General features: G+C 44.1%; 15 protein-coding genes. 2 read left to right on the forward strand and 13 right to left on the reverse strand.

The annotated features are described in order from the left end of the window. Window positions 1–53: 53 nt before the first annotated feature. Window positions 54–1,967 (reverse strand): molecular chaperone DnaK, encoded by a 1,914-nt coding sequence (gene dnaK / locus K0I62_RS14045; RefSeq protein WP_220068705.1) that lies wholly within the window; start codon window positions 1,965–1,967, stop codon window positions 54–56. Between the two features lie 295 nt (window positions 1,968–2,262). Between dnaK and K0I62_RS14050 the strand changes: the two genes are divergently transcribed. Further along, entirely contained in the window at window positions 2,263–3,183 is a 921-nt protein-coding gene (locus tag K0I62_RS14050; protein ID WP_220068706.1) for a DMT family transporter, read from the forward strand. A 481-nt stretch (window positions 3,184–3,664) separates the two neighbouring features. Here the strand turns inward: K0I62_RS14050 and K0I62_RS14055 are convergent, their stop codons facing one another. The 5 genes from K0I62_RS14055 to K0I62_RS14075 form a co-directional block, all read right to left on the reverse strand. After that, on the reverse strand, window positions 3,665–4,306 hold the full coding sequence (locus K0I62_RS14055) for a hypothetical protein (protein WP_220068707.1): 642 nt from the start codon (window positions 4,304–4,306) through the stop codon (window positions 3,665–3,667). 307 nt (window positions 4,307–4,613) lie between these two features. Further along, window positions 4,614–5,888 carry a glutamate-5-semialdehyde dehydrogenase gene (locus tag K0I62_RS14060; RefSeq protein WP_220068708.1) on the reverse strand — a complete coding sequence of 425 codons (1,275 nt, stop codon included), beginning with the start codon at window positions 5,886–5,888 and terminating at the stop codon, window positions 4,614–4,616. An 88-nt stretch (window positions 5,889–5,976) separates the two neighbouring features. Next, on the reverse strand, window positions 5,977–7,095 hold the full coding sequence (gene proB / locus K0I62_RS14065) for a glutamate 5-kinase (RefSeq protein ID WP_220068709.1): 1,119 nt from the start codon (window positions 7,093–7,095) through the stop codon (window positions 5,977–5,979). Between the two features lie 174 nt (window positions 7,096–7,269). Beyond that, a complete protein-coding gene (locus tag K0I62_RS14070) occupies window positions 7,270–8,559 on the reverse strand; it encodes an NCS2 family permease (protein ID WP_220068710.1) in 1,290 nt (429 codons plus the stop codon). 867 nt (window positions 8,560–9,426) lie between these two features. Next, complete coding sequence (locus K0I62_RS14075) at window positions 9,427–10,956, reverse strand: M17 family metallopeptidase (RefSeq protein WP_220068711.1); 1,530 nt, start codon at window positions 10,954–10,956, stop codon at window positions 9,427–9,429. 248 nt (window positions 10,957–11,204) lie between these two features. Here K0I62_RS14075 and K0I62_RS14080 point away from each other — a divergent pair, with 248 nt between their 5' ends. Further along, a complete protein-coding gene (locus K0I62_RS14080; RefSeq protein ID WP_220068712.1) occupies window positions 11,205–12,665 on the forward strand; it encodes an aminoacyl-histidine dipeptidase in 1,461 nt (486 codons plus the stop codon). 134 nt (window positions 12,666–12,799) lie between these two features. Here the strand turns inward: K0I62_RS14080 and K0I62_RS14085 are convergent, their stop codons facing one another. From K0I62_RS14085 to K0I62_RS14115, 7 genes are all read right to left on the reverse strand, one after another. Further along, window positions 12,800–14,020, reverse strand: coding sequence for a substrate-binding periplasmic protein (locus tag K0I62_RS14085; protein WP_220068713.1), 1,221 nt, complete (start codon window positions 14,018–14,020; stop codon window positions 12,800–12,802). 267 nt (window positions 14,021–14,287) lie between these two features. After that, window positions 14,288–15,232: a carbon-nitrogen hydrolase family protein gene (locus tag K0I62_RS14090; RefSeq protein WP_220068714.1), complete on the reverse strand. Its 945-nt coding sequence runs from the start codon at window positions 15,230–15,232 to the stop codon at window positions 14,288–14,290. 359 nt (window positions 15,233–15,591) lie between these two features. After that, window positions 15,592–16,671, reverse strand: coding sequence for a DNA polymerase IV (gene dinB / locus K0I62_RS14095; protein WP_220068715.1), 1,080 nt, complete (start codon window positions 16,669–16,671; stop codon window positions 15,592–15,594). 276 nt (window positions 16,672–16,947) lie between these two features. Then, a complete protein-coding gene (bfr, locus tag K0I62_RS14100) occupies window positions 16,948–17,415 on the reverse strand; it encodes a bacterioferritin (protein ID WP_220068716.1) in 468 nt (155 codons plus the stop codon). A gap of 10 nt (window positions 17,416–17,425) precedes the next feature. After that, complete coding sequence (gene bfr, locus K0I62_RS14105; protein WP_220068717.1) at window positions 17,426–17,899, reverse strand: bacterioferritin; 474 nt, start codon at window positions 17,897–17,899, stop codon at window positions 17,426–17,428. A gap of 356 nt (window positions 17,900–18,255) precedes the next feature. After that, window positions 18,256–18,477, reverse strand: coding sequence for a (Na+)-NQR maturation NqrM (gene nqrM / locus K0I62_RS14110; RefSeq protein WP_220068718.1), 222 nt, complete (start codon window positions 18,475–18,477; stop codon window positions 18,256–18,258). Between the two features lie 117 nt (window positions 18,478–18,594). Beyond that, the gene (locus tag K0I62_RS14115; RefSeq protein WP_220068719.1) at window positions 18,595–19,617 is read right to left on the reverse strand and encodes an FAD:protein FMN transferase; all 1,023 of its coding nucleotides are present in this window, start codon (window positions 19,615–19,617) and stop codon (window positions 18,595–18,597) included. Window positions 19,618–19,646: the final 29 nt, after the last annotated feature.

The raw sequence follows: 19,646 nt of genomic DNA on the forward strand, positions 1-19,646 counted from the left end.
GCGTTAGAGTTTCCCCGTAACGCCCGCTGGAAATAATTTAGGCAGGGCCTTAATTATTTTTTGTCGTCTTTTACTTCTTCAAACTCAGCATCGACAACATCATCAGCAGGTGCTTCATTTGACTGCTGCGCTTGCTCACCTTGGCCAGCTTGTGCCTTGGCTTGTGCGATTTCCATTAATTTAGCAGATGCTTCCATCAATGCTTGAGTCGCTTTCTCGATTGCTTCTTTGTCATTACCTTTAGATGCAGTATCAACCTCAGCCATTGCTGCTTCGATTTTCTCTTTGTCTTCGCTTGGTAACGCATCGCCAGCTTCTTCGATCTGCTTCTTAGTGGCGTGAACCATGCCATCAGCTTGGTTACGAGCAGTCACAAGCTCTTCGAACTTAGCATCTTCGTCAGCATGCGCTTCAGCATCACGAACCATTGCATCAACTTCTTCGTCGCTTAGACCTGAAGAGGCTTTAATCGTAATGTTCTGTGCTTTACCCGTCTTCTTGTCGGTTGCAGACACATGCAAGATACCATCGGCATCGATATCGAAAGCAACTTCAATTTGTGGCATGCCACGTGGTGCAGGCTCGATACCCTCTAGGTTGAATTGACCTAAAGACTTGTTAGCGCTTGATTGCTTACGCTCACCTTGAAGTACGTGAATCGTTACCGCACTTTGGTTGTCGTCAGCTGTAGAGAAAGTTTGGCTAGCCTTAGTTGGAATAGTCGTGTTTTTCTCAATCAGTTTAGTCATTACGCTACCCATGGTTTCGATACCAAGAGATAGTGGCGTAACGTCTAGTAGTAATACGTCTTTCACGTCACCAGCAAGTACACCTGCCTGAACTGCAGCACCAATTGCAACCGCTTCATCAGGGTTAACATCTTGACGAAGTTCTTTACCGAAGAAAGCAGAGACTTCAGCGCGAACTTTAGGCATACGTGTTTGACCACCAACCAAAATCACTTCATTGATTTCAGATACTGATAAATCGGCATCAGCAAGAGCAACTTTTAATGGCTCAAGTGAACGAGCAATCAAATCTTCGACTAGTGACTCAAGCTTGGCACGAGTGATCTTAACTACTAAATGCTTAGGACCCGTTGCATCGGCAGTGATGTAAGGCAGGTTAACTTCTGTTTGAGTGGTACTTGAAAGCTCAATCTTAGCTTTTTCTGCCGCTTCTTTTAGACGCTGCATTGCTAATGGATCATTACGTAGATCGATAGATTGTTCTTTCTTGAATTCATCGGCTAGATAGTTAATTAGACGGTTATCGAAATCTTCACCACCTAAGTGAGTATCACCGTTAGTCGCAAGTACTTCGAACGTTTGTTCGCCTTCAACACTATCAATTTCGATGATAGAGATATCGAATGTACCCCCACCTAAATCGTATACCGCAACAATGTTATCGCCTTGCTTCTTGTCAATACCGTATGCTAACGCAGCCGCTGTTGGCTCGTTGATAATACGCTTAACTTCAAGACCCGCGATACGGCCAGCATCTTTAGTTGCTTGACGCTGTGAATCGTTAAAGTATGCAGGAACAGTAATAACTGCTTCTGTCACTGGCTCGCCAAGAAAGTCTTCGGCAGTCTTCTTCATTTTCTTCAGAATTTCTGCAGAAACTTGTGGAGGAGCCATTTTTTTACCGTGCGCCTCAACCCATGCATCACCGTTATCAGCACCGATAATCTTAAATGGCATGATGTCAACATCACGCTGAACTTCATCATCGGTAAAACGACGACCAATTAGACGCTTAATTGCGAAGAAGGTGTTAGCTGGGTTTGTTACAGCTTGACGCTTCGCAGACTGACCTACGATAGTTTCTTCGCCAGTGTATGCAACAATTGAAGGAGTGGTACGATCACCCTCTGCATTTTCAATAACACGTGCTTTTCCGCCATCTAGTACGGCAACACAAGAGTTGGTTGTACCTAAATCGATACCAATAATTTTACCCATGGAGTCCTCCAAAAAAACTTTTAACTAACGCTAAATTTGTCATCTGATTCAGATATGGGGATAGGCGGATTCAATTTCAAGCCTAATTTTCCAAACCAATATCTTTCCTTAACACCCTATATTGGGCCGCCTGAGAGGTTTACAAGGGCTAAAAGATAAAAATTATCTTAATTAAGAATTTTTTTGAGCTTAAAAAGCAGCTTTGACTCAAAGATGGACGTATAATGCATGCAATCTAAGAAAGTGTTGCGTAGGGCTAAATCAACTCGCAATAGCCGTTCAGTGAGAAATACCAGTGAAATCATCAAGCCAAGCTTATCTTTACGCCATAGGTGCAATTCTATTGTGGTCAACGGTAGCAACCGCTTTTAAACTGGCGCTCGCACATTTTACGCCTTTGCAGTTAGTGTTTATTGCCGTCATGACCTCGATTATCGCGCTAACCATCATTCTATTTATCATGGGAAAGCTGACATCAATAAAGCAGCAATTTATCGCACGTCCTTGGTTTTACTTACAAACTGGATTGCTAAATCCCTTCTTGTACTATTTAGTGCTATTTAAGGCTTATGCCCTGCTTCCCGCTCAACAAGCGTTATCACTTAACTACACTTGGGCCATTTTACTGCCATTGATGTCCGTCCCTTTGCTTAAACAAAAGCTCAGGAAAAGTGATATCACGGCGGCGCTGATCGCCTATTTAGGTGTGTTTGTTATCGCCACTAACGGTCATATTACTGATATTCACTTCGACAGTGCCACTGGCGTAATACTGGCATTAACCAGCACCTTACTTTGGTCACTCTATTGGATCATTAACACTAAAGATAAGGGTGATCCCGTTGTGAGTCTGCTGCTAAGCTTTATCGTGGGCTTGCCATTTATCTTGGTTACATTGTTACTGACCCAATCGATGCCAACCTGGGATGCAAAGGCCTTTGCTGCTGGTATGTATGTTGGACTATTTGAAATGGGCGTGACATTCGTACTTTGGTTAGTCGCGCTCAAAAAGGCAGATCGCACCGCAAGTATGAGTACGTTAGTATTTATTACCCCGGTACTGTCCGTTGGCTTTATCGCTTGGATATTGCAAGAGAGTATCACCCGCTCTACGTTTATCGGCCTTGGGCTTATTTTAACGGCACTTGCACTACAAAAATTGTTACCCCAGTTTAATCGCCTACGCCCGAAAAAACGGCTTTCAACCAGTTTATAACCACTTGTAAAAATCCACCTTCTGAAGAAGGTGGCTTTGTATTAGCCCCCTCAAAGGGGGCCAAAAGCGTCTACTTATTTACTCAACCTATTTTTGGCTCTATTTAGCCCGCTTATAGCATTGGGAAAGTAATTACACTGCCCCGTACGATGGGTAACTGCATCTATCCATCAATGCAAATTACAGGCTAAGCCTAAAGGTGGCTTTGTATTAGCCCCCTCAAAGGGGGCCAAAAGCGTCTACTTATTTACCCAACCTATTTTTGGCTCTATTTAGCCCGCTTATAGCATTGGGAAAGTAATTACACTGCCCCGTACGATGGGTAACTGCATCTATCCATCAATGCAAATTACAGGCTAAGCCTAAATGATGATAACCACCTACTGAAGTAGGTGGTTTAGGGCTGAAAATTAAAAAAGCCGACAGAAGTCGGCTTTTCTATATCAATCCAGCTTAATCCCTTAATTAATTAGCTAAATGGTTAATTACTTATCGATATTTCACCAACACCAACACTAACAAACAGATGAGCCTGATGATCGTTGTTTTTACTATGATAACTCTGACTAACGATACTTTGCTCTACCGTTTGACGCTGGCCATTTTGACTGACAGACACTTCACCCACACCAGACTCTAAAGCAATATTACCGTATTGGTTTTGATGCTTAATCTCTGCACGACCAACGCCTAAATCAACATCTATGCTGCTGGTCAATCCATCAACGATCACTTCCCCCACCCCCGCATCAACCTCTAATGCTGTGCCACGAGGCAAGTAAACGCGCCACTCTTGATTAATACCGTCTTGATTATCGAGTTTTAATATCAGCTTATTATCTCGTTCAACCACGGCAAGATTGACATCATCGATATCCGCACGGCTCCAAAAACTTAACCAATTTCCATTGGATGCCCGCACCACAACTTCCACCCGTATTTCAGTTTCATCAGTAGCAATCATCTCTGCCTTACCCACTTCCATATCTAACAGTACCGTTTGACCATCGTATTGAAAGTTATCATTCAAAGTTACTTTTGACTCGGCGTGTGCTGTCACAGTGCAAAGGGTTAATACCAAACCTAATCCAATGACGACTTTAGAAAATATCGAAGTGCTCATATTCCATCCTTAGCTTATACCTGTTTGAATACACCAAATAAGGCAAAGACGATGCCAACAATTTAAGATATTAATTATTAAACACTTTTAAACATAAAGCGGTAATAGATAATAAGAATATAACTAACAATTAGTTGAATTAACCAACCTAGACTCGGTTGAAAGGATGAGACAAGCATTGGTGAATTAGCTGCAATAGGTATTTCAGCTTAAACTTGGGGGATTTCACAGAGCAGAAGCATTTACCACTCAATAGCAAACAGTAATAAAGACACCCAAGCCCCTTTATTACTGTTTAAACATTCCATTAAGCGCGGACAGTATAATCCCCAACGCCAATCCACTTATAGGTGGTGAGCGCTTCGAGCCCCATAGGGCCTCGCGCATGGAGTTTTTGTGTTGATACTGCCACTTCAGCCCCGAGTCCAAACTGACCACCGTCAGTAAAACGTGTGCTCGCGTTAACATAGACTGCCGATGCATCGACCTGATTGACGAAAGTTGCCGACGAGTGGATATTATCGGTAAGGATCCCCTCTGAGTGACCACTAGAATACTGACGAATATGAGTGATAGCTTGATCAATATCATCAACAACCTTAATGCCAAGCACGAGTGACAGCCACTCTTGTCCGTAAGTTTCATCGGTTGCAGGCTCAACATCAACGTTTATGCCTTTGGCTATCTTTGCTGCTCGCTCACAGGTATAAAAACTCACCCCCAAGGATTGAGCTTTTAAATAGAGGCTGGGTAGTATCTCCTCGGCAATATCTTGATGCACTAATAAGGTGTCGAGCGCGTTACATACAGTAGGTCGCTGCACCTTAGCGTTCACTATCACCTCAATGGCTTTATCGATATTGGCATCTTTATCGGCGTAGAGATGACAAATGCCGATCCCACCTAAAATCACCGGAATCGTGGCTTGCTCAGCGCATAAACGCTGTAGATGTTGTCCACCACGCGGCACTATCATATCGATATAACAGTCTAACTTGAGTAAACCAGTCACCAAGGCGCGGTCAGGGCTCTGAATAAGTTGCACCGCATCGATAGGTAGCCCCTGTTCACTTATGGCTTCACGTATTGCATCACTCAGTGCCAAGTTAGATTGTAATGTCTCTTTACCACCACGGAGAATGACGGCATTACCTGTTTTTAAGGCCAAAACGGCGATATCGACGGTGACGTTAGGCCGCGCTTCGTAGATCACCCCAATAACCCCAAGTGGAACTCGGCGACGAGACAAACGCAAACCATTATCCAATAACTGACTTTCCAGCTCTGCGCCGACGGGATCGGCAAGTCTTATGACATTATCAATATCGGCAATTACAGCTGCGAGACGAACATTATCGAGTAACAGCCTATCGATCATCGCATCACTTAATCCCTGCTCACGCGCATTAGCAACATCAATCTTGTTAGCAGCGACAATAACATCACTCTTTGCAATTAACTTAGCCGCTATCGCTGCCAATAACTGCTGCTTTTGCGAGCCCGTTAGATTAGCCAGTGCATAACTAGCCTGCTTAGCTTGTTGACCTAATGCCAGCAAGTAAGCTTGATTGTCTTCTATCACGCTATTCTCCCAACCCTATTCTTTAACCCAACGACATGGAATTATGCCTATACATTTGTCACGGCTGATATTCTATTTATTGTGCAGCTCAAAGCACCACCATATCATTACGATGCACAACCGCATCCCCATAGTCATATCCAAGTAAAATTTCGATCTCATCAGAGTGTTTACCCGCTATCTTGATCAGATCTTTGGCGCTGTAACGAGTCATTCCCCGGGCGTGTTCACGCCCTTTTTCATCCACTATCTGCAATGTTGCACCGCGTTCAAACTGACCGCTCACAGTCAAAATACCTTTAGATAACAGGCTTCTGCCTTTCTCTGTCACCGCAGTGATGGCCCCCGCATCCAACACTAGCTTCCCTTTGGTCGCGGGGCCTGCGAGTATCCATTGTTTACGACTCTCGAGCGGGTTTTCTAACGCGGTGAAGTGGGTGCCAACCGCCTCTCGACACACAGCGTCTTGAATAACGCATGGACGATGTCCCGAAGCGATAACCACTTCAATCCCCGCACGGCGCGCGATATCGGCAGCTTGTAACTTAGTAGCCATACCGCCAGTACCTAGACCAGAAACCGCGCCACCAGCGAGACGACGTAAACTGTCATCAATATTGATAACTTGCTTAATTAATTTAGCATCGGGATTAGAGCGAGGATCAGCATCAAACAAGCCTTTCTGATCCGTAAGTAAGATCAATAAATCCGCATCACAAAGTAGCGCGGCTCTGGCTGACAAATTATCGTTATCACCCACCTTGATCTCATTAGTCGCTACCGCGTCATTTTCATTAATAATCGGCACAATGCCATTGGCAAGCAATGCATTAAGCGAGTCCCTAGCATTAAGATAACGTTCTCTGTCATGCAGATCAGCCCGCGTTAACAATAGCTGCCCTACATGCAAACCATAGATACTAAATAGCTGTGACCAAGCAAGAATCAGCTGACTTTGCCCCACCGCAGCCAATAGCTGTTTATTGGCGACAGTATCGGGGAGACAGGGGTAACCTAAGTGTTCGCGACCAGCAGCAATTGCCCCCGATGTACACAATACAACTTCAACACCTGATTTCATTAAACTTGCCATTTGACGAGCAAGTTCAACCATATGCGCCTTGTCCAACTGGCGAGAGCCAGACGTCAGCACACTGGTACCCAATTTCACCACTACGCGGCGATAACCAATCTCACTTAAGTTCATTTATACATTAAAGGAAAAAAACCGAACTTATTGTTATACCCAATCCCCGATACAATTGGTAGCGTGGGCACAAAAAGATTAGAGCTAATCGTTATTCTATTTCGAAATACAATAAAAAAAGGCCATACATTGTATGGCCCTTAAAAATGATTTTAGATTATCAACAATGCGACATTAACCATAAATAAATTTAGCCAAAAATAGCGCCGCCAAAATAAACACACCAGCACTTAAATCTCGGTAACGTCCACTGAAGAGTTTTATTGCGGCATAGGCAATAAAGCCCATAGCGATCCCTGTCGCTATTGAGAAAGTTAATGGCATTAAGATACACACCACCACGACTGGCGCGGCTTCGGTTAAGTCTTCCCAATCCACATGTACCAAGCCCGACATCATCAAAATTGCCACATAAAACAGAGTACCTGTAGTAGCATAGGCCGGAACCATCCCCGCCAATGGCGATAAAAATAGCGACAACAGAAATAAAATACCTACAACAACCGCGGTTAAGCCCGTGCGACCGCCAGCACTTACACCCGCCGTACTTTCGATATAACTGGTTGTAGTAGAGGTCCCCAACATTGCACCAGCAATAGTTGCAGTACTATCTGCGGTGAGTGCACGCCCAAGCCTAGGTAGACGACCCTTTTCATCGAGGAAACCACCACGCTGTGCTACCGCAACTAAGGTGCCAGAAGTATCAAACAGATCGACAAACAAAAAGGCAAACACCACTGACAACATGCTGATCTCTAATACGCTCGACAGATCCATCTTCATAAACGTCGGTGCGATAGAAGGTGGTACAGAAACCATACCGTTATATTGCACATCACCAAACAACAAACCTAAAACCGTAATAGATAGAATGCTAATGATAACCGCCGATTTCATACCGCGATGCACCAAGGCGATGATCAAAAAGAATCCCAGCACCGCCATTACCGCAGGAAATGCGGTGACATCTCCCATAGTCACAATCGTTGAAGGACTCGCAACTACAATACCCGCGCTCTTTAATCCGATTAGTGCAAGGAATAAACCGATACCGGCAGCGATACCAATACGCAAAGAGATAGGAATGCTATTAACAATCCACCCTCGTATTTTGACAAGCGATAGCACTAAAAAACAGATCCCTGAAAGAAAAACTGCACCTAATGCCGTTTCCCAGGTGTAACCCATTTCGCCAACAACCGTATAAGTAAAAAATGCGTTTAACCCCATACCAGGAGCTAATGCGATCGGATAGTTCGCCACAAATCCCATCACCAAACAGCCAACTGCCGCGGCCAAACAGGTTGCAACAAATACAGCACCATGATCCATGCCGGCATCGGCTAGCATCATAGGATTAACGAAAATGATATAAGCCATCGTTAAAAACGTGGTGAGTCCCGCTATCACCTCTTGTTTCAACGTCGTTTGATGCTCTGTCAGTTTGAATAGTTTTTCTAACATGGAACAAGGTTCCTTGAATTAATTATGAGTTATTTTAGTAGGGTAGATGTAAACGCTAAGTTAACAACCTAACATTGGCGCAGATTATATACTCAACTAATAGGAAAACGCGAGTCACACTAAAGTGATAATACAAGGATGTGACCAAAGATGGATTTTATCGAATTTTGGGCAAAAAAAAGCCTACTCAAAGAGTAGGCAAAACACATATCAAGTATTCCGAAAGGAAAGGGCTACCGCACGCACGAGCGGATTACACTGGCATATCAATTACGATTAAACGTAAGCAATATACAACTTGATTCAAAACTCCCCAAAAGGGGTAAGGTTGATGGATGATGCAACTACTTGATATCAACTAAACTAGGTTCAGATGATACAAGGGGTAGTTAGCCCTTGAAAGTCATAGCAAATAACCCGCCACGCAGAGCGTTAGTACAAAACCAACTTTTCTGCCAATAAACGTGTTGAATTCCTGTGTAAGCCATAGTCAAACTCCTAAACAAAGTTGTGATAAAAATTACTCTAGTGAAACTTAGCTAACTGGCTTAAAAGCCGAGTCTGCCGCAGAGTCAACTTGTCGCTCGATTCCTTGGAGAATTATCCATCCTGGATAGACTAGAGGTGGAAGACACTGTGTCTAACCAACGAGAACCATTATAGCCAAATGTAGTTTTATTACAACTATTTTCTTAATTTTTTTAAATTACCCCTAATTATGTAGTTTTATAACGACAAAAGTACATTTTGTAACGTACCAAGGTCACACATACCTATAAATGGTGATCTAACAACAAAAAGGGGAAAGCCTTAGCTTTCCCCCTTCAAATATTTGCCCTTGTACTAACGCGCTAACAGACTAGCGCACTAACAAAGATGTTGGAATAAACCCACTAATGGCGCCGCCGTTGGTTTACCGTAAAGCGGATCCCCCTCGATCGCACTTCCAGCGATATCGACATGAGCATAAACGAGTGGCTTATCACTATTTATCCCATGGGCTTGCAATCCAGATGCTTTTAACAAAAATGCCGCTGGATATTGATGACCACGCGCAGTAACAGATGAAGGTGCGTTATTAGAGGAAAGTACATCCGCAGCACCCGATGGATCGACAATTTTAGCATAATCTTCGCGGCGCAAACGAGATAACTCAAGCGGCTCGCCCCACGCTTCGCCTAATTGTTGCAAGCGCTCTCCTACACCTTGTTCACGCGCCACCGGATTTTCGACAACGGCGGTATATCCGCCATAACAACGCACAACATGACCAGTTAAGGTTGCGACCGAAAACAGCTGCGCGTTAGGTTCATTTATCGCTTTTAATCGTAAGTGAGACAATAGGTCGGCCAACACTAAGCGCCCTTCGGCATCAGTATTACCAATGCGCACTCGAACGCCAGCGTGGCTCGTAATGATCTCGTCGGTGACGAATGCTTCGCTACCAATACTGTTACGCACCAGCCCAAGCTCAGCAACCACTCTGATCCCTTTTGGTTTGAGTATCGATAACGTCTTCATTAACCCTGCAACCGCTGCGGCACCACCTTTATCGCGGCTCATGCCAGCCATACCGCCTGCAACCTTAATGTCGGCACCACCGGTATCGTATACCACCCCTTTCCCGGCAAAGAAGTAGCTACGCTCAATGTCACCATCAGCGCAATATTCAACTTTAACCACTCGAGGCTGATGACGCGGCACAGCAAAAGATGAACGAGCAACCGCACTGAGTAGAGGATAATCGCGTTCAAGTACAGCACGGTCTTCTATCACAGCCACCTTAAGACAGGTATTTGCAAATGCATTTACACAATACTGAGCAAAATTTGGCGCCGACATTCTTTCAGGTTCAGTGCCACAAAGATCGCGAGCCAGATGACGGCCACTTTCTATCGCATTCAGCACCTTGGCCTGCTCAGTTGACACCAACAATCCGATAGACTCGATAGTATCACGCTGTATAACGGCCTCACGTAGCTCTAATGCCTGCCAAAGCTCTTGGCCACACGCGAGCGCAGCAACAGGCAATGACTGACGATACTTGCCCTCATGACTTAGTGAAACCACGAGTAGTGGCTTACGCGCTCCCGCCTCTTTAGCTAGGCTTAAGCCTTTACGAGCAGCGTCGGCATATCCTCGTACATCTTGGACATCACTTGCATAATTGAGTACTGGCGACACAATCAGTCTGCCGCCAGCAAGACCAGGGGCAAACAGTAATGTCGCAGAGCGGCCAACCCGAGCATCAATATTAGCGCCATGGCTAGCAAGCAGACTTATCTCATCAAACTCAATGTTATCTAAACTTGATGTGACGACAACAACGGCATCCCAACCGCTACCTTCAAAAATTGCATCATTATCTTTTACATCAACAAAATTAACTGGAGTCATATCGATTCCTATAGCTTGTGAACCCCGATTTCGATCTATGCCGAATAACCCGAGCAAATAGTAATGGCATTATTCCCCTATTGAGCAAACAAAGCCAAGTGAAATAGCAATATCAATCTACAGATGTGGCAACTTGGAATGACACTCTAGATAAACCTGTATCAGCAAATCACCTCACCCGCTTTGACTCTGTGATAAACTATCGCCAATTTTGATCTCAGCGACCTTTAATACAGAGGAGTTAGTCCGTGAGCACATTAAGTCAGTTGCAACCTCAAGCGCTTTGGCAATGGTTTGAACAGATCTGTGCGATTCCGCACCCATCAAAGCACGAGCAAGCATTAAGTCAACACATTCAAAACTGGGCGAAAGACAAAGGGCTCAGCATTGTCGAAGATAAAGTCGGCAATCTTATTATCAAAAAGCCAGCCACCCCAGGTATGGAAGATCGCAAAGTCGTTGCGCTGCAAGCTCATATCGATATGGTGCCGCAAAAGAACGCCGATAAAGTCCACGACTTTGAGAAAGATCCTATCGAAGCTTATGTCGATGGCGAATGGGTCAAAGCTAAGGGAACAACCTTAGGCTCAGACAACGGTATCGGCATGGCATCGGCGCTAGCAGTACTTGGCAGCGATAACATTCCTCACGGCCCACTTGAAGTCTTACTGACCATAGACGAAGAAGCGGGCATGACTGGCGCATTTGGTTTAGAGGCTGGTTATCTCGATGCTGAGATCTTGATCAACACCGACTCTGAACAAGAGGGTGAGATCTATATGGGCTGCGCTGGTGGCGTCGATGCTCAAATCAGTGTGCCTATGGTATGGCAAGCGCCTGAGCCAACAAACTCAACCTACACACTGTCTATTTCGGGTCTCAAAGGTGGACACTCAGGTGTTAACATCCATTTAGGCCGCGGCAACGCAAACAAGCTACTGGCTCGCTTTCTATTTAATCATGGCGATGAATTAGCACTTGAACTCACTAACTTTACAGGTGGCTCACTGCGTAATGCGATCCCACGTGAAGCGAGCGTTAGCTTTATGCTGCCAAGTGAAAATGTGGCGCGTCTCAATGAGCTAATGCAAGAGTTTACCGATCTGGTTCGTCAAGAGTTAGCCATTGCAGATCCTGATATGCAGTTAACCCTGCAAGAAAGCCCTGCGGCTACTCAAGTCATGAGTGAAGATGCCCAGCAAAACCTTATCGATCTGCTACATGCTTGTCCAAATGGCGTAATGCGCATGAGCGATGAGATCGCAGGCGTAACAGAAACCTCATTAAACGTCGGCGTGATCTCGACCGAAGCAGAATCTGTCAATATTCTTTGCTTAATTCGCTCACTGATCGATTCTGGCCGTGAAGAGGTTGAAGGCCACCTAACAGCGCTGAGCAGCCTAGCCGGTGCAGAGGTTGAATTTAGCGGTGCTTACCCTGGCTGGAAGCCTGATAGCAGCTCACCAGTGATGGCGATCGTGAAAGACACCTACGAGTCGATTTATAATAAAGAGCCAACTATTATGGTGATCCACGCGGGACTTGAATGTGGTCTATTTAAGAAGCCTTATCCAGAGATGGACATGGTTTCGATTGGCCCCACCATTCGCTTCCCACACAGCCCTGATGAGATGGTGTTAATTGAGACCGTCGATCAATACTGGAAACTACTTCTAGCGGTACTAGAACGTATTCCTGCTAAAGCTTAATTTGCGATTCATCAAAAAAGCGCCGATGTTAATCCATCGGCGCTTTTTTTCAACACACAAAAATGTGGCTGTTATAAGTTGTAGCTATGGCAGTCTATACATTTTACCTTCAAATCGTTAGCAAGCCCCACACCTTAATTGCGCGCCCCTCGAACTAATGCTTTTTCAACATCGACTCCAACCGTAATGACACCTATTGGTATTAAGGTTTTAGGGTCATGAATGGTTAAACTTACTTGAGACTGAAACTTTTTAGCGGAGTCATCATATTGAATTTCATCAATAAAAACTGCATCCTTGCCCTGTAAGTAAGTATTGATATACTTGGCTTCATCCCCCTGCCAATAATCTGATGTCATGGCATTCTTCCCCGCAATTAGTCCCATCGAATCCATAACAAAAATTTCGTCATACAAACCATTAGAGTTTTCCACTTTATCTTTTAAAAATTGTGAAAGCGGGTTTTGTAGTATTTGATCGGCTAACGTTTTATCAATTGATTCAGATGTATAGCGCCACCTCTTATCTAATTGTTGAATGTCAGACGAAGTCAAAGATTTATGACGATTATTTTGAGATTCTAATGTTTGGATCACTATTGGATCATACATCCACTTTCGAATTTTAGTCTCAGCGATATTTTGAATAATTTGTCTGTCACCCTGAGATAAATGAATAACATTCGTCACGCAACTTGATAAATGTTGGTTAAATAGCTTTAAAAAGGACGGATGCTCTTTCAAATAATTATCAGTAAAATAAAAGCCTAGGGGCGTATATTTCTCGAATTGAACACCAAAATCATGGGCCTGTCTTCCCAAAGAAATCATGGTGTTTTTAAATGTTTTTTGATCCACCAAAACAGCACTGACACGCTTGTTGTCAAGTAATTTGATTAATTGCTCAACTCTTTCAACCCTGTGAATGTTGGCATTTTTATAGCTCTGTTCAAACCAAATATCTTGGGGGCTACCACGAATAACCCCAATGTAATCATTTTTTAAAGAATCACCGTTGTAATACCAATACCACTTCTCTAATGCTATAGGAGAAGACAACGTGGCATAATTTTCTATTTTGGGGTGAGGAATAGCGCTAAAGAAACCATCACCTTTTCCCGCCTTTATATTGAAATGAATCCGTTTCCAAGGATAGGTCTCTAACTCATATGAATAGTTCATCTTGACAAAAATACATTTCAAAGCGTCGATTGAGGTACCAGACAAGCCATTTTTATCTTTGATTTGATAAGGAGGGGAAATATTGGTGAACAAACGAATGGATTCAGAATAAACATGATGTATCGGAAATAAAAAAATACAAATTAATAATAAAAATCTAAAATATCGATGCATGTTTGCCTCAAATCCAAATTCAAGCGTTATCTATTAGTTGTTTGTGCTAATGAACATTTAACACACTGACTTTCCTCACATTTTCAACACCAAAACTTTACCTTCTCAGCACCCTATATTGGGGCATTTTCAAAGTTTTCCTACGCCAACTGTTTTGCATTTATGAGACAATTGAAAGGTAACTATCTCTTCAGCCTAAACAAATATTAGACCGAGTAATGAAAACTAACCACTTTGCTAGGCAGAGTACTCAGGCCTTACTGGCCGCTAACGCTCAGTTTTAAAGACTGTCGGTGATTGTCGCGATTTATCGACACGCAACTCAAATACATCTGGCCGCGAATAATGCCCCGCCACATCCAGCGCGCGTTTGGAGGTGGCAGCCTTCTCAACATCGATATCGACAATAATGCAGCCTTTCTCCTTAGATAAGGGCCCCGCAACAATCTCGCCACTTGGCGATACCACGATAGAATCACCAGGATTGATCCACTCTTCATCGGCAGGATAAAGCTCATCGATATTGGGAAAGTCCTTAGGCAGATCTTTACGCTCTAATGCAACACCACAAGATAAGACCCAGCACTTACCTTCCCGAGCAATGTGCTGCATAGTGCCTATCCAGGCTTCACCACTGTCATAGGTCGGCGCAATATAAATCTCGATCCCCTGAGAATACAGTGCATACCGAGCAAGCGGCATGTAGTTTTCCCAGCATATTAAACAGCCAACCCGTCCCACAGGCGTATCAATGACATTAAGCCCGTGGCCATCACCAAAGCCCCATACCATGCGTTCTGGGTTGGTCGGCATGAGTTTTCGATGATGGTTAACAATCTCACCATCAGGGTCAATCATCACCAGCGCGTTATAAAGGGTCGATTGGCTGTTGGCATTGTCTCTTTCGTTCATACCGCAGACAACAGTCACACCGTTTTGTTTGGCGGCGTCTTGCAGCGGCTTAAGGTCGTTCGTCGATAAATCGATGGCATTTCTGAGCAACCTAGCATGCAGCTCTTCGCAGAGCCCCCAGTCGCCACCGGGCCTGAGTCGCCATATCCAGGCAGGATAACCAGGAATAAAGGCCTCGGGAAACACGATAAGTTCGGCACCTTGAGCAGATGCAGAATTAATCGACGCCACCGCTTTATCAATTGTTGCCTCTTTATCGAGTACACAAGGTGCCTCTTGAATAATAGCTACCCTCTTCATAGGTCAATCCTTTTTATTAGGAGTGGAGTTAACCCTCAGTATAGTTTGTCCTACGCAGGTTTCGTTAAGTGCCCTCTCTCAGGTAGCGCAAGCCATCGAAATTAAAAAAAGCCAAATAGAAGAAACGGGATAACTCGATGCAGATGCACCGATGAGCTTGCGAAACAGGGATGTTTCGGCAGAACCTAAAGGGACTTATTCACTGTGTCTCACAGGAATACACATAAGCCCACCGCTGATGATAGGGAACCATCGATGGTTAACCCTTAAAATTGGTCAATAAATTACAATGCAGCCAGCAGCAACTGCGACGAAAGATATGTCGAACCTTCATTTTAAGCTGCACTCATTAAGGTGCACTAAAACCCGAGGTTTAACTGCGATGCACTAACCTCATCTTCACTACCCACGCCAGCGTCAGCACTCTCTAACCCCACAGAGACCCCAAGCAAACGAATTCCCCGTTCGCTTCGACGCTCTAGTGCCTGAGTCAACAAGTCATAAAACAGCTTGACCGATATCTCATCGCTGCGGTGCTCTATAGTGGTCTGCTTAAAGTCATCAAACTTCAACTTAACCACTTGCTTATTAATACGTCGCGCAGAAGCGCTGCGGTTAACCCTAGCTGCTAGCTCGTGAATAAGTTGAGGCATTACCGCCTCACATTGCTCGTAAGTATAAATATCTTGGGCCAGCGTGGTTTCCACCCCAACAGATTTACGCTCCCGATGAGGCGATATTCCCCGGGGATCGACGCCTTTAGCGCGCTCAATCAAGACTGCACCAAATTTACCAAATCTCTCTATTAATCTGGCCTCTGAGAACTGCTGCACATCGAGGCACGTATGCAGTCCCATCTCTTCGAGCTTAGTCGCGGTAACTTTTCCAACCCCGGGAATCTTTATCAGGGAGAGGGTTTTAACAAACTCGGTGACAGCATCTGGAGTGATCACATATTGGCCATTCGGTTTATTGAGATCCGAGGCAATTTTGGCTAGAAATTTAACTGGGGCTACTCCTGCCGATGCTGTGAGACCTGTTAATTCAAATATCTCTTGCCTAATCGCTGCCGCGATTAAGGTTGCAGAGCCATGATGTTCATTACAATCACTGACATCGAGATAGGCTTCATCTAATGACAGCGGTTCAACTAAATCGGTATAACGAGCAAAAACGCTACGAATTTGTGCCGATACCGCTTTGTAAACCTCCATACGTCCTGGCACCAAAATTAAATGAGGACACAGCTTTAAGGCATAGGCAGATGCCATCGCCGAGCGAACACCAAATGCGCGCGCTTCATAATTACAGGTACTGATCACCCCGCGGCGATCGCTGCGCCCGCCCACGGCTACCGGCTTGTCTCTTAACTCGGGAAAATCTCGCATTTCAACTGCCGCATAGAAGCAGTCCATGTCCACATGAATAATCTTTCTCAACGGGCATTACCTCCACCCACAAGAATACTGTATATTTAAACAGTATACAAACACTTATCCATGCCAACTCACCTAAACCAGCCACTGCTGTAGACTTAAAGGCCCTACCGCCTTAAGCTTAGACAAAAAACCACAGCATGATGCTGTGGCTTATATCGAACCCTTTTAGCTATCGGCTACCTTTATCCGCCATGATTAAAACAACCAGAGTGAACCTGGAGCAGCTCAAATAACCACGACTTGCACGACCTTAGTTGCAGCCCACAGCTTATAACCTTACATCTTAGACTGTAGGTAATTCTGCAGCCCAATTTTATCGATGAGACCCAGTTGTTTCTCTAACCAGTACATATGATCTGACTCAGTTTCCTCTAACAGGACTTCGAGTAACTCACGCGACGGATAATCTTTCTTCGCTTCACATAAGGCTATCGCTTTGCGAAGATTGTCTGCCACCTGATATTCGTAGTTCAAATCGTTTTGCAACATCTGCTGCGGATCTTTACCGATATTAAGCGCCTCACGGCTCGCAACATCTGGGGTGCCCTCTAGAAAGAGGATCCGCTCAACCAATTTTTTAGCATGTTCGCGCTCATCGTCAGACTCATGGGAAATACGCTCATGCAATTCTGTGAGCCCCCAGTCGTCATACATGAGTCCATGCACAAAATACTGGTCCATCGCCGATAGCTCTCCGGTGAGTAGTTGATTAAGCGTATCTATGACCTCTTTATCACCTTTCATACTAATCTCCCTAGTCCGACTCTATCTGCGCTTGTAAGTAATTTTGAATGCCAGTCATTTTGATCAGATCTTGCTGGGCTTCTATCCAATCTAGATAAGCTTCTTCATCTTCAAGAAGATCTTCTAAAATTTCTCGACTGACATAGTCTTGCTCTGTCTCACAAAGGCTAATCACGCTGCGTAATTCTACCAATTGCTCTTCTAGCATGGTTTTATCACATTGCAGCATCTCTTGTGGATTCTCTCCAATGCGTAATTTTTCTAACTGTTGCAGATTAGGTAAACCTTCGAGGAACAGCACCCGCTCAATGAGCTTGTCAGCATGCTTCATATCTTGAATCGACTTTTTATAACACTTCTCGTTGAGCTCTTCTAAACCCCAATTCTTGTACATACGGGCATGTAAGAAGTATTGATTAATTGCCGTCAATTCAAACGTCAAAATCTTATTGAGCTGCCGAATAACGTTCGGATGACCCTTCATTTCATCTCCTTAAAAATATTGATCTAAATCAATGTTTAAGACTAGAACAAAATCCACCCAAAAACAAATTAACATTTAGTTTCAAATGTTTACCAAAGATAATCATTATCATTCTGATTCTTAACTAGAGTGAAGTACCCAGTGTAATTACCAGCAAATACAGGAGTATAGGAAGAGTAAACAATCAGTATCAGAAGGGATGTATAAAGGTAAATGAGTCGTGTTAATATGCTCTCATCCCAAATATTTCATCTGCTTTGCGAGTGAACTCTCTAAGCATTAACAAGAAAGCCATTTTAGCGCCAACAAAAAAGGCTCCTATTGGAGCCTTTAGTCGTTTAAGCAAGCTTGAAATGTCAGATAATACGATCTTTGGTTAGTTTCTCGCGACGTGCTTCTTCGGCCATTTTAGCCTTCCGCTTGTCACAAGGATCATCACAATCACAGGCTTTTTCTATACCTAAGGAACCTAAACCGCCACAACTTCCTGCCACCGCTTTTTGCTTGACGAGATAACCAATCGACATGAGTAAAAAAAACAGTAGTAATACTACAAAAGCCGCTATAAAAGTGCTCATCACTTACTCCAACTGCTAGCAATGAATTGGCTTCATCATTAGCTTAAAATCAAATATGTTGCCCTGCTTATTCGAGACTAAATTGATAGCACCCCAAATAACAAACAAGATATTCTATCACAAACCAACAAAAGGCTTAAAGCTATCGCTGTAATAGACCTTAAATCCTTCACCTTCTGCTTGTTTCTCAATTAACATTATCGCTAAGTTCTGCTCTTTCGCCAATGCCAAAGACGCTTCTGTGCCTAGCACCATCATGGCCGTAGCATAACCATCAGCAATCATACTTTGAGGATGAAGCACAGTTACCGACGCCAATCGATGATCGACCGGATAACCGTTGCGAGGATCGATAATATGGGTGAATCGTTGGCCATCTTCTTCATAATAGTTACGATAATCGCCAGAGGTAGCCATCGCCATATTACCGGGCTCTATCACTTGTTGAATCTGGCGCTCATCGACATCGGGCCGCTCTATCGCGATACGCCAAGGACTACCATCGGCTTTAACGCCATAAAGGCTAACTTCGCCACCAATTTCGACTAGGTAACCCTTAGGCTGATACTTGGCTAATATTGATGCTATTTTATCAACACCAAATCCTTTAGCGATGGATGACAGGTCGACATAAAGATCGGGATTACTCTTACTCGCCTTAAGACCGTTAATCGTCAGATATTGAATGCCAGTCTTGGCTTTCGTCTCAGCGATCAGCTCAGGGCTTGGCACCTTAATTGGCCGCTTATCCGGCCCAAACCCCCACAGATTAACCAATGGACCTAAGGTGATATCTAATGCACCATCGGTTTTTTGATAGAGATCGATGCCAGCTTGAATGACTTTTGCCGTATCAGGTGAGACCTCTATGGTCGATGCTATTGTCATCTGATTAAAATGCGATAGTTCTGAATTCTTTCGGTAGGTAGACATCTGATCGTTAACTTTATCAAGCGCCAGATCGATCTCAGCTTGAAGTAGCTGTTCATTGGGCAACTGCTCTGCGCCAACAAATTTAATATGATATGTCGTCCCCATTGTCTGACCAGAGAATGAGAGCATTTGTGCTGGTTGAGTACAGGCTGAAACAAAAAAGGCTAGTCCAGCAAGGACTAACCCATTTACCAAGGTCTTAAACATATTGACCAAATTCCTTAATAATTGCTCAA

The organism is Shewanella psychrotolerans (genome assembly GCF_019457595.1).
GTDB lineage: Bacteria > Pseudomonadota > Gammaproteobacteria > Enterobacterales > Shewanellaceae > Shewanella > Shewanella psychrotolerans.